This window comes from Veillonella sp. HPA0037, assembly GCF_000411535.1.
GTDB classification, from domain to species: Bacteria; Bacillota; Negativicutes; order Veillonellales; family Veillonellaceae; genus Veillonella; species Veillonella atypica.
In genome coordinates, this window is sequence record NZ_KE150483.1 from 1575934 (window position 1) to 1589347 (window position 13414).

Below are 13414 nucleotides of genomic sequence, written 5' to 3' on the forward strand. Positions count from 1 at the left end.
GAAAAAGGCCTTAATGCATCGAAAACAGCACGCACAGATTTGTTAGCAGAGGCTGTTCAGCTGAATGGTAAAGTTTGGGCGAAAGATGCTCAAGTTGTGACGGGGAAGAATGCTGTTTCGGTAGATTCTTCTGGTAAAGTTACGAATGTTCACAAAACTGGTGAATCTAGTCAAGTTGGCCTTGATGTAGCTGCTATTGGTGGTATGTATGCCAATAGCATGTATTTAGTTGGCACCAATGATGGCTTTGGTGTGAATAATCAAGGTGTATTATCTGCACAAAATAAGTTAACCGTAGATAGTACTGGCAAATTGCAAAATACAGGTACTATCGCTGCTACAGAAGCAGATATTACTACAAAAAGTTTTGAGCAGATGAATCGTGGCAAATTGTATGTGGATACCGCTAAGATTACTACCGATTCTGTTATTCAAAAGGGTAATACAGAGACTAAAGAGGCTCCTGTTATGATTGCCCAAAAAGATCTATCTATAGCAACCAATTCGATTGTCAATACTGATGGTAGTGTGATTAAAGCCGAAGGAAAACTACAACTTGGTAAAACGATGGATTCTACAGGAACTGTGTCTGGTAAGATAGATCGTATTGTAAATACAGCGTCTACCATTGAATTTGGTCAAGGTGGTGCATTATATGCTAAATCTGTAGACAATAAAAATGGTGGGATTACCCTTAAACGTGTAGCGGTAGGTGGAAAAGAGCATATTAAAAACGAAGTAGCACCATCTGGTAGCATTAAGCGATACCAATTATCGGAAGAACGAATCTATTTAGATCATGAGCAAATTCCAAAAGATAAGGTTGTTATTCATACTCGTGAGAATCTTCAACTTTCTATAAATGGTGAATATCATGAGGATTGGACTAAGTATGAATATGATCGTACTCGTGAAAAAGATGTGGTAGATACATCTAATCCTGGGCGGATTATTTCCGGTGGGGATTTACATATGGATGTCGATCATATGACGAATGAATCTAGTCAAATTAGTGCTGCTGGAGATATCACTGGTACAGTAGGTCAGTATGAACAAAGTAACCCTAAGGGTAATGAATATATTACTGAAGATGGTACAGCCACATCGTATAGTCGTCGGAGGAGACGTGGACGGGATACGACTAATATACGAACGGCTGACTATAAGAATACGATAGTCAATCCTACAGATGTCCCTGTTGCCGTATATGGTAGTCATGTAGAAAATAGTAAAAGTGATGCTACAGTAGATGCATCTTTATTAAATAGTATGAGTCAGTTATCGACGAATCCTAATACTACCTATATGATTGAAACCGATCCAAATTTTACAAATCGTCGTAACTTCTTATCTTCTGATTACGTATTATCTCGCCTTAAATTAGACCCTATGAATATACAAAAACGATTGGGTGATGGCTATTATGAGCAACAGCTCGTTATGCAAGAGATTATGCGTCAAACCGGTAAAAGTAGACTGCAATCTGGTCTTTCAGCAGAGGAACAATATCGCCAATTGATGGATGCAGGGATTAGTGTAACAAAATCTCAATCTATTGCATTAGGTAGAGGCTTAACAGCGGCTGAGCAAAAGAATCTTAAAGAGGATGTAGTGCTCTTAGTTAGCAAGGCTGTTGTATTGCCAAATGGTGAAACGGAAACTGTGCTAGTACCGACTCTATATTTAGCCCCAAATACAAAACGAGTAGACGGTGCAGCTAATTTACAGGCCCAATCCATTAACCTTTCCGTTGATACTATGAAAAATAGCGGTAGTATTGTGGCGGATAAAGATGTGAATCTTACTGGTAATACTATTCACAATGATAATGGGCTTATCAAAGGTAATACTACTACGGTTATAGCGAATGATGAAGTTCGTAATACACAAGGTACTATTATAGGCAACGATACAGTCTCTGTATATGCTAAGAAAGACGTCATTAATGAAGGCGGTACCATTACACAAACTAATGCGGCTGGTTCTACAAAGGTTAGTGCTGGACGTGATGTAATTAATACAGGCGTACAGTATGAGGCAGCTAATAGCAAAATTGAGTGGAATAGTCGAAACAATCGACGTGAAACGATGACAGGTGTAGATCAAGGTCGTATTGGTGGTGCTGGTGAAACAACAGTAGTCGCAGGCCGAGATGTATCTATGGCGGCAGGTGTTATTACCTCTGATGTAAATACGCATGTAGCGGCCGGCCATAATGTAACGATGAAAGCCATGAATGCTACACATGAACTGGAAGAACATCGTTTTGACAAGGGTAAATCTGGTGGCGGACACTCTCAAACAACGGAGTCTCATGATCTTGTAAAAGCACAATCATCGGTTGGTAGTAGCATTGAAGGTAAAAATGTTTCTGTTGTAGCCTCTGATGCTGTACAACTTGAAGGTAGTCAACTATTAGCGGCAGACACAGTGAAAGTATCTGGTAATACGGTTGAATTAAATACGGCGAAGGCAAATAGTACAGTCAATCATGTATACCTAGATAAAAAGAAAAGCTTGGTCAAACGTGAAAGTACCAATGCGGTGGATGATGCAACTACTACAGCTGTAACAGGCTCTACAGTAAGTGGTAAAGATATACAGATTACAAGTGCTCAAGATGTAACCGGTCAATCTGCTCAAATTATAGGCGAACATACAGTAGATGTTACAGCTGGTGGAAAGGTAGAACTTGGTGCAGATAAAGCGATTACAGATGGTACTAGTGTATATCGTCATAAGAAATCTGGTTTGCTTGGTAGTACAGGGATAGGCTTTACTATAGGCAAAGAAAAACACAATATAGATGAAGCTAACCATGAAGAATCTACTGTACGAAATACAATTGCCAGCACGAAAGGTACTGTTACTGTCAAAGCGAATGATAACGTTCATCTTACAAGCGCAGATATTGTTGCTAAAGACGGTGCTGTGTTAGATGGTTCTGCTGTGACATTAGATGGTAATGTAGACCATAACCACATGAGTCACGATGAACGCTACAAAAAAACTGGTCTTACCGTATCCTTAGGTGGTGCAATAGCTAATACACTTACAAATACTACACGTACAATAAAACAAGCTGGTGGCCGCGATGATAAACGTTTAGCCGCTCTTGAACTCAATGAAGCACGTAAACAATTGCAAGATGGATATGAAGCAGTAGATGCAGCTTTACATGGAGAAAAAATACGCGATGCCGTAACAGGTAAAGTTGATAAAGTAGACGGTAAAGCTAAACGAGGCGCTAAAAATATTGATGATGCTATTAACTTATCTGTAAGCATCGGCAGCACTTCTAGAAAACAAGGGCAAGTAGTAGATACAAATACATATCAAGGCGGGACTCTTGTTAGCGATAGTGAAGTACAAATCAAGGCTCGAGATGCTCAGAAAACTGGTATTAGTTTAACTGGTGAAACAGTAGAGGCTAAAAAATTAGTATTAGATAGCGCTAGTGATATTAATCTTGAGGCCGGTAAGAATACTGTAGATGTTAAGAATACTTATAAAAGCTCTGGATGGAGTGTCGGTGCTGGTATTAGTTTGACTGGTGGCGGACTTCTCGATATTAATGCGAGTGGTAATATGGCTCGTCAAAATGGCGATACCCACCAAGAAAGCTATGTGCCAACGACGATTAAAGCAGCTGAATTAGCACAACTTAAAGCAAAACGAGATACAAATATTATTGGTTCTACCGTATCTGGCAAGAAGGTAGAAGTAGACACAGGTCGTGATTTACATATTCAAAGCTTACAAGATGTAGATAACTTTAAAGAACACAGTAAGTCTGCGGGCTTCTCTGTTTCCTCTACACCTAATTTCAAGAATCCAACAGGTAGTATTAGTGCTAGCGTAGGACGCATTGATAGTAAATGGAAGAGCGTGACTCATCAGGCAGGTATTTATGCTGGAGAAGATGGCTATGATATTCATGTAGGGAATGGGACTACATTAGAAGGTGCCGTCATTAAAAGTGAAGCTCCAAAAGCTAAGAATACATTGACTACTAAATCTCTTGAGATGAAAGATATCCAAAATGAAGCCGAGTATACATATAGCAATAATGGGATAGGCTATAACTACTATGGTAGTAAAAAGAAACTCGAAGAGATGAAGCGCAATGATAAAAAAGGCTATGATAAGATTTATAACAGTATTGGTCTAGTTCCAAATTTAGGCGTAGGATCTAAAGGTAAAGCAAACTCTACTACTCAATCTGCAATCTCAGATGGTATACTAACTGTAGATGGTAAACAAATTGATACTAAGACGATTAATACCAATACAGAGAATACGTTACATCAACTAGATAAGATATTTGATAAAAAGAAAATTGAAGAACGTCAAGAACTAGCACGTTTATTTGCTAAGAATGCTTATGAGCAATTACATAATTGGCAACCTACCACAAAAGAAGGTAAGATTGCCAAAGCTTTTGCTCATGGTGTGATTGGTGAGTGGGCTGCACGTATGGCCGGTAATGCACCTGGTAGTGGCTTTAAAGCTACAATGACCAATGAATTGCTCATAGAAAAGATTAAGCAAATTGCAGATAATGATCCGGCATTAGCACAATGGTTGAGTGCTACGGTAGGTGGTGTAGTTAATAAAGTTAGTGGCGGTTCTTTAAATGCTGGGGCAGCGGTGTCAGCTTATGCTACTAAATGGAATGAATTTCAGTATGAACCTGAATTATTTGATCAGCTAACTAGAATTAAAGGAAATAACTATATTGTATCAATGGATGGAAAGTCTTTTGACCTTAGGAATATGAAAAATGGTGCTTATTATGTTATTTCTGTAAAAGATAAGATAACAAATAAGTATAAAAGTATAGCTATTGATAATAAATTACAGATGTTTGATATTGTATATGAGGATGGTGGAACTACATCAGGATTAATAGGTTATTATTTTTCGATATTAGATATAGGTAAGAGTTATAAGCCAGAGACTTATAAGAATTTAGATTTAGTTAATTTAAATAGTAATCTACAGTCTCTTGATAAGAAACGTACATTTACAATAACTGATTATGATGGTAGTTTAAATTCATCGCTCGATGAGTCTGAAACTTTAAAAAACCGATTTCTAAAATATTGGTATTCGACTAAGAATTTTTTTAGTGGATTATTTAATAAAAATCAGTACGGTAAAGATTCTTTGACAGCTGAATATAGGCGTGCGCTACAAGGAAAGTCATATGGTTATACTCCTGAATGGAATTGGGAAACTGGAGAATATTCTATAATGGGAAATCCTATTATAGAATCAATGCTCTCTGATTCAGAAATTTTAAATGCTCAAAAAATAGGAATTAGTAAGCATGCTGAAGATATAGATCTTAATGGTCGTGGCTTTGGGGGAAAGAGTATATTAAGAGGGTTTATAAAGAGAGAGCCGTCAAAACAGTTCTTAAACCGAATTACAGATGGAACTCATATGGAGGTCGTTGATGGTATCAAAGTGTTAAAGCCTAGTATTGTTTATTTGAAAAATGGTTATACATATTATACTGATGCTGATAGAAATATAACGAAGGTATCTGGCATAATAGAGTTAAATGATGCTAAACGCATACCTAGTGCACAGAAGGCTATAGTGCAGCGAACTGGAATTCCAGGTGAAGATCAAGGAGGACATTTAATTGCAAAGATATTTAATGGTTCTGGTGATATAGATAATTTGGTTGCTATGGATAGAGTAGTAAATCAAAGTGAATATAGAAGAGTTGAAAATGCAATAAAAAAAGCTGTCATGGAAGGGAATGTTGTATCTGTAGAAATAGAGGTTATTAGGAATGGCAGCAAACGACCATCTGAGTTTAAGTTTTCCTATAGTATAAATGGAGAACGTCCAGTTATACATAACATTCCTAATAATTAAGGTGAGGATATATGGATAGATATATTAATAAGATAAGAGACATATTGGTAGAGTGTATGCCTAAATATTGGTATAAGGTCTATTTGTTTTTTGAATGTACAGAATCAGGAATGAGTTCTGCTTGTTATAATGTTAAGACTCCTTCGGGTTCTATTATTACTGATGGTGATTTGTTATATAATTGTAGTGATGAAAAAGTAAAATCTATAAAAGCTGGGATTAGTGAGATTTTGACGTATGTACGTTTACTTCATGAAGCTTCTACAGAACAATGGACGTGGGGAACAATGTATATTTCACGCGATGATTATGAGCCATATTGTGAGTTTCATAATGATCCTGTAACTGATGATTGTTGGCTTCAAAATAGATATAAGTGGGAATATCAGAATTTTGGTGTTCTAGCTAGAGAAGATGAATTTGAGCCAGATGTATATAAAGAAATGATAAAAGGTCCTCGAGGTGTTTTATTGTTGGAAGATATGGAATCCCGTATATTAGCAAAAAATTATACTGCCATAGACAAGGCCTTTAGATTAGAACATAAGAGTTTGGAAGATGAGCTCGAGAAGCATTATAATGCTCTGGCGAAAAAAATATTTAAATTAACTCCATTAGACTGGGCTTTTGTAGCATTGAATTTTGAAAGTCATGATAATTTTTCTTCAGTAGAACTTTCAATTTATCGGGATGATAATAATACCCCAATTTCACGGTATGTAGAAGACAATAATGATGAACCTGCTATTATTTCAGAAATTATGTCTGATTTAAAGTATGAGATTTTAGACATGATAGAAACTTTTAAATTCTACAATCAAAATCCATTCTCTAGTATGGTTTATACTTTAACTTCTGAAGGTCAGTTATCTTTAGATTTTTCTTATGATGACAAATGATTTGTATTATTTATTGATGTTTATACTAGTCATATGTTTTTAGTATAGGGAGATTTTTATATTAGATATAGTTCCTGTGTATGCTAAAAAATATCTTTAATGAAAAGGGGTTGTAAAAGAATGCAGGTTTACCGAATTCTAGTTGCAGTCCCTTTAAAATATAAGAAACACCAAGAAAATTAGGCTTGTAAAATGTAATGACCCCAAAAAGTTAGACTTTTTGGGGTCATTACAGATTATACCTAACTAGTACTCTTTGCTATTAAAATGATTTTTTACCTAATGTAGGGTGGCTACAACGTTTTAATGTTAGCGTATCAATCATATGAACCGCTTCATCCAATGTGAGGTCCTCTCGTTTTGTAGGCGTTTCGAGGACTGCCAATGGATGGTCTGTGCCCACCTCGCCGGATGGCAAATAGATATATTCTTGATTGATTGTATCGCCAAAGATATAGCCTGCTTGTAAATGCTCTTTATGAATGCGACTCATAATGCTCCTTATATCGTATTGTATTTATAAACCTTAATGTTTCATATATGATGTAACATAAGAATCTTGATTACAATATTTTTTGTATTTTAAATTCTGCATAATCTGCAGAAACGAGTTCTAATTTAGTATTTCCATATGTGGCAGGAATTCGTTTGAATGAATTCTGGTCATGTAAATGGCCAAATATACATATATCTACATGATAGCGCTCCATAAGGTCTGTAAAGCCAGATGGGGCGTTATTTTCATTAAATGGAGGATAATGTAGCAATAGAATGCGCTTTACAGGTAGTAGTTCACTGGTATTCTCTGTTTCAGCATATTTTTTTTGTAATGCTTGGATTGATTGCTCCATTTCTTGTAATGCCGCTTCGGTACGCATAACTTCTCTGTCATAGATAGATTGATCTGTATCCGGTTCAAAGCTAGCATCATCAGGACAAATATATCCGCGGGTGCCACCAAAGGCTAAGATGCATTGCTGTTCGGTAGACTGGCTTTCACCAGTAAGCGTATTAACCTGAGTGGTGAGATTGATGAAGCGGGCCGTACCGTGACCTTGTAAAAAGGTTATAGCATCGCCCATGGCATTTTTCATTTTGTTGGCAGAGGACCACCAATAATCGTGGTTGCCGCGAATCATAAATTTTTGGCCTGGAAGGCTGGCGATTTCGTTGAGGTCATAGAGCGCTTCATCGAGGCGCAAAGCCCAGCTCATGTCGCCTACGAGAAAGATAATGTCTTCATCGGTGACGGTGGACAGCCAATGTTCTTTTATACGTTGCCAATGATTGTCCCAGTGGGGTCCGAATATGTTCATCGGCTTCGTAGGTGGATTGCCCGATAGATGAAGGTCTCCAATGGCGTAAATGTTCATATATGTCCTTACTAGAGTCCTCTAACCTACAGAACTCGTAGCAGAGGGTTCTTATTTCAATTCAAAATAGGGTGTAATATTCTGTAAAATTTTCGCAGCTCGTTCATCATTGCACGTTTGTGGAATTTTATAACCCACGTAGAGCGGCGTTGTGATATAGCGAGGAATCACCTTGATATATTCGTAACCATCTTCTAGTTGATAGAAGAAATAGTTGTACGATTGAGAGAATTTTGCTAAGCTATCTAGCACATAGCGTATGGTCTGTTGTAAGCGCATGGCGATGGAGCGGACCGGCGCATCAGGTTTATACCGCAAATTGTATTCAAAGAATCCAATAATAGGGTGTTTGGATAAGGTGATGCGGATATCTTGATCTTCGTGTAATAGCCAACCATTCATGTTCTTGACCGTAATGTCCTCGTGATAATCGTAGTTGCGTAGGCCTATAATTTGGCTGTGCGGATGTCGAATGGAACCGCCCGACATGGGGCCATGGTTTTTAAAGAATAGAACGGATTTATATTCCTTTGTAGCAATCGTTTCATGCCATTTATCTAGACCGAATTGAATGATCCGTGTTGCATCATCAACGGAAAGGGTGGATAGTTCGCCTTGGTCACCTTCTGTTTCAACGATGACCGTAGGCCAAGTGTCCTGCAAAACAGGATATTTATTCATGAGCCATATGATGTGACCATCTTGTGCCAAAATATCTGTTAACTTTGACCGGTCGCAGAATGGACAGCGCACACTTGCGTCACGCATATTTACAGGCTTTGTACGCCCTAGTGCAATGTCAAATATAAGTGGTTCGTTCATAGTGCGCCTCCTTTCATCTCATACCTTTAATCATACCATAAATGACAGTATTACACATGAAATAATGGTATAATATATTAATAATCTTTACCAAATTATAGGAGGTCTTATGAAACCGACAACCTTGGTATTTCCCATAGATGAACAACATAGAATTTTGCTAGGCCGTAAAAAACGCGGCTTTGGTGCTGATAAGTATAATGGCTTTGGTGGTAAAATCAATGCTGGTGAAAGCTTTCGCCAATGCGCCGTGCGCGAATTATATGAGGAATCGGGCATACGCGTTGATGCGTCTAATCTAGAATGCGTAGCCCTTTTTGACTTTCAGTTTCCTTATGATGAAAGTCTAACCCATGTGGGCTATGTATATTTTGTGCGCGTTACCGATGTAAACCCTATTGAATCAGACGAGATGGAACCGCATTGGTTTACATTCGCCGATGTCCCTTATGAGCATATGTGGGAAGGGGACCGTACGTGGCTTCCTATGCTATTAGAGGGCAAGTTGTTGAAAGGGCCTATCCGATTTGGTCCAGATAACAGTCATGTTGTGGACATGCGTTTAACAGAGGTCGACACAGTCATGGAAAGTGAATTGTTGGCTCGTATCGATATATATATTAATGAATAGAGTGTAGTGAAAGTATAGGATGTGCTTTCACATACACCTATATTGAGGAACTATGAAAGAGATGAATAACCCCAAGTGGGTGCCACAGTTGTTGGCGTGGTATGATGTAAATAAACGGGATTTGCCGTGGCGTGACTGCGGTGACCCTTATAAGGTGTGGGTATCTGAGGTGATGAGCCAACAGACCCGCATTGAGGCGATGAAGCCTTATTATGATAATTGGATGCGTCTATTTCCTACACTAGAAGATTTGGCAAAGGCCACCGAAGATGAAGTGGTCCATGCTTGGCAAGGCCTTGGTTATTATAGCCGTGCTCGGAATCTACGTCTAGGCGTACAAGATGTGGTGAATAATTATGGTGGTGTTGTGCCTCATAATCGCAAGGATATGGAATCCTTGAAGGGCGTCGGTTCCTATACGGCCGGCGCTGTGTTATCTATGGCATATGGCGAGCCAGAGGTGGCCGTTGATGGCAATGTGTTGCGTATCTATGCTCGTTTGTACGGCATATTCGATGATATTTTGGGTACAAAGGGCAAGAAGGCCATAACTGCTATTGTAGAGGATACGTTGCCTCATGATAGACCGGGTGATTTTAACCAAGCCTTGATGGATTTTGGTTCAGCCGTATGTATCCCTAAGACGCCACGTTGCGGTGAGTGCCCTATCGTCAATATGTGTCATGCGTACCAACATAATGTAACCGATCAATTGCCTGTGCGTATCAAGAAAACAAAGGTTGTAGATGTGCCTGTTTTTGTAGGCATCCTTAGTTATGGCGACTATTATTTGCTACATAAACGCCCTAATCGAGGCCTGTTGCGCTCCATGTGGGAATTTCCATCTGTAGAAAATGCGGATTCTTATGATGCGGCAGAATCTGGTTTAACTGAGCTTGTAGAGGCATTGGGCTTTGGTTTATCCTTGCAACCAGTTATTGTGAAAGAATTAACTCATGTATTTTCTCATCGCAAATGGTTTATGAAGGCCTTTCGAGGCGATTTGCTGTATACTGGATCTCATACATCAATAGAATCGATACAAAAGCAATTACCGAAGGATTGGATGCTCATCAAACGGGAGGAATTCGCCGACTATGCTTGGGCGGGACCTCATGGTAAATTGACAGAATTATGTCCTATTGTAGAATAAATTTATGAGACGAACACTGATTTTGTCTCAATGTATTAGCCATTACTTGATATACAGTTAGGAGCGTATATGCAATTAATTATAAATATTGTGTTTCTTGTGGTGCTAGCCATAGCCTTTCTAGGCTTTTGGGGCTTGTACCTCTATTTATGGAAACCGAAAAAACTGTGGCCTGCGTGGCTGGCCTATATTTTGGTAGTCGCTGGTTGGTTCTGCGCGGTACGATACTATTTCTTATACCAAGTTGATCTATACGGCACGCCTTGGTATGAATGGCTTAACTTGTTTAGAACGGAAAGCTATGGCGTAGTATTCGCCATATTCTTGTGTATACCAGTTTTCATCATATTGGCCTTGATTTATGCACTGGTAAACCGTATCTCCCATAAGGTTCCCGTCGAAGAACGGACAGGACGCCGTGCTTTCTTTAGAACCGTAGGTACCCTTGTACCTTTGGCCACTATGGGTGGCGCTGGTTATGCTGCCTATGAAGGACAACGAGAAATCGTTGTGACCCATGAAAGCTTTGGTTATACCAATCTACCGTCAGGGCTTGCAGACTATAAGATTGTACAACTCAGTGATATCCATATTGGGCCAAGTATCGACCTAGATGACTTTGACGAAATATTGCGATTAACACTATTAGAACACCCAAACCGCGTTGTCATCACCGGTGATCTTATCGATAAGATACAATGGTTACCTGAAGTCTGTGATCGCTTAAAGGTATTTGCAAAACAAATTCCAGATGGCGTAGACTATATCCTTGGCAATCATGAATTCCATCATGATGTCAATAAAATCGTCGATGATATTAAAACAAAAACGCCATTAAACGTACTGATTAATGACAACATCCAAATCATGGGTGGTAAACAACCGGTCTATATTGCTGGCGTATCCTATGACAATGAACGTCGCAAAGAAAATCGTGAAGCCATGATTGATAAGGCCTTATCCGGTATCCCTAATAATGCTTTTGTTATTCTATTGGCTCACCATCCAGAATTCTTTGATGAAGCGATCGAACGCAATGTGCCACTTACATTGTCCGGACATACCCATGGCGGACAAATTATCCTCTTTGGCATGCCTTGGGTACCGATTGGTACACCATATGTAAAAGGACGCTATACAGAGAAAAATAGCGTATGTTACGTAAATAATGGATCTGGACATTGGTTCCCTATTCGTATTAACTGTCCGAGAGAAATTACGGTCATTACGTTCTTTGACGGAGTAGCTTAGGTAGTGGCTTTGCTATATTAATAGCTATAATATTTAAGCAATTTTAGATGATTAAAGTTCATAATAAAACGAGGTATTGTATTTGGAATACGATACCTCGTTTTATTATATGAAGTTATATAAGAGTTGTGATATATTAGAATTGAAATTTTAATTGTGTTGTGAAAGTATAGTTTTTATTGTGGGAGTAAATATATGTTTTTAAAAATCTATAATTATTTTGTGCGAGGTATATTCATCTTTCTTTTTATAGGTATGACCGTTAGTCTAATTATAAATCCTGAAATAATAGAAGATGAAAATGATATTTATTTCTTCATTGCTTCTTATATCACAATATTAGTATTTTATTTTGGTTGGGGTTATGTTTATAAATATTTAGGACGTAAAAGAAAACAGTGAGGATATAATGAACAACATATGGATTCCAGCATATAAAATTTTGGCTAATACTGTTTTTTTGGATATAACTTCGTTTACTTATGATTTAGATAGTATCAAGTTAGTCTTAACTGATGATAATAATAAAAAGATATAGAACATTTCTTGATACGCCTTTCTGATGGTTTATTTAATATCGTATGTAGAAAAGAAAATTTCAAGATGGATAATATTTTTATGTAGAAAGACAATCACAACTCTATAAATATATTTGGACTAATAGAGGGAGCTATCAACAAAACCATGAATCGATTGAATGAAATACGAAGTTACTTGGCTATGAATGAAGAAATTGAATTTTCATATAAAGGATTAGAATGTTTTATAACTCCAAATAATGTTATTTGGGAATTTTGGGTTAATGATGAATGTGTCATTAAAGAACCTGATTTAGATACTTTTTTAACGATACCCTGCTTAGAAGGATATACAATAAGCGATATTTTTGCTAATGAACTGTATGATGAAAAATCTTTGTATATTTTCTGAGTTCTGAATAAATAGAGGTTACCAACAAGTGAACTATATCAATAAATTAACATATGTCTCTTATGACGGATTTATGGAAATGGATAATCTACGTAATAACTATGATTCTGTTTTAGAGCTTGATTGTAAAGATATAACAACAGAAGATAAGTTCTGGTTTTATTTCGGATTATATTTTAACTTTCCTACACGGGTTGATAATTGGGCTGCTTTTTCCGATTGGATGAGAGATTTAGCATTTTGGGATAGAAATAAATCTATTCTAATAATCTTTAAAAATATTGATGAGTTATTTTGTAGAAACCTAACATTACAATCCTTAGCTATGTCAGTCTTTTGGGAAGAAGTATTACCATATTGGGAGAATGAAGTAATAAAAGTAACGAGTGGATCGATGCAGCCACGTCAATTTGATGTATATTGCGTCATGAGTCAATATGATGATTTTTAGTGCTTTTGCTTG

10 protein-coding genes are annotated in these 13414 nt (G+C 37.6%); 7 read left to right on the forward strand and 3 right to left on the reverse strand.

Annotation, left to right across the window (positions count from 1 at the left end):
* The coding region (locus HMPREF1477_RS07115; protein ID WP_016476378.1) for a hemagglutinin repeat-containing protein at positions 1–5892 on the forward strand (5892 nt) is incomplete at its 5' end.
* Between the two features lie 11 nt (positions 5893–5903).
* Positions 5904–6791: an immunity protein YezG family protein gene (locus HMPREF1477_RS07120; protein ID WP_016476379.1), complete on the forward strand. Its 888-nt coding sequence runs from the start codon at positions 5904–5906 to the stop codon at positions 6789–6791.
* A 262-nt stretch (positions 6792–7053) separates the two neighbouring features.
* Here HMPREF1477_RS07120 and HMPREF1477_RS07125 read toward each other — a convergent pair whose 3' ends face one another.
* The 3 genes from HMPREF1477_RS07125 to HMPREF1477_RS07135 all read right to left on the reverse strand — a co-directional run bounded on the left by HMPREF1477_RS07125 (position 7054) and on the right by HMPREF1477_RS07135 (position 8986).
* The gene (locus tag HMPREF1477_RS07125; protein WP_005378024.1) at positions 7054–7284 is read right to left on the reverse strand and encodes a hypothetical protein; all 231 of its coding nucleotides are present in this window, start codon (positions 7282–7284) and stop codon (positions 7054–7056) included.
* A 70-nt stretch (positions 7285–7354) separates the two neighbouring features.
* Entirely contained in the window at positions 7355–8164 is an 810-nt protein-coding gene (locus HMPREF1477_RS07130; RefSeq protein WP_016476380.1) for a metallophosphoesterase, read from the reverse strand.
* A gap of 51 nt (positions 8165–8215) precedes the next feature.
* Positions 8216–8986, reverse strand: a complete 771-nt coding sequence (locus HMPREF1477_RS07135) for a DUF4931 domain-containing protein (protein ID WP_005384501.1) — start codon at positions 8984–8986, stop codon at positions 8216–8218.
* A 109-nt stretch (positions 8987–9095) separates the two neighbouring features.
* On the opposite strand from HMPREF1477_RS07135, the gene HMPREF1477_RS07140 reads away from it, so the two are divergent.
* From HMPREF1477_RS07140 to HMPREF1477_RS07165, 5 genes are all read left to right on the forward strand, one after another.
* On the forward strand, positions 9096–9617 hold the full coding sequence (locus HMPREF1477_RS07140; RefSeq protein WP_016476381.1) for an 8-oxo-dGTP diphosphatase: 522 nt from the start codon (positions 9096–9098) through the stop codon (positions 9615–9617).
* 52 nt (positions 9618–9669) lie between these two features.
* Positions 9670–10770, forward strand: a complete 1101-nt coding sequence (gene mutY / locus HMPREF1477_RS07145) for an A/G-specific adenine glycosylase (RefSeq protein WP_038148122.1) — start codon at positions 9670–9672, stop codon at positions 10768–10770.
* 69 nt (positions 10771–10839) lie between these two features.
* A complete protein-coding gene (locus HMPREF1477_RS07150; protein ID WP_005384498.1) occupies positions 10840–12021 on the forward strand; it encodes a metallophosphoesterase in 1182 nt (393 codons plus the stop codon).
* A gap of 720 nt (positions 12022–12741) precedes the next feature.
* A complete protein-coding gene (locus tag HMPREF1477_RS07160) occupies positions 12742–12951 on the forward strand; it encodes a hypothetical protein (protein WP_038148229.1) in 210 nt (69 codons plus the stop codon).
* Positions 12952–13024: 73 nt separating this feature from the next.
* Positions 13025–13402 (forward strand): hypothetical protein, encoded by a 378-nt coding sequence (locus HMPREF1477_RS07165; RefSeq protein WP_232197180.1) that lies wholly within the window; start codon positions 13025–13027, stop codon positions 13400–13402.
* The last annotated feature ends 12 nt before the right edge of the window (positions 13403–13414 follow it).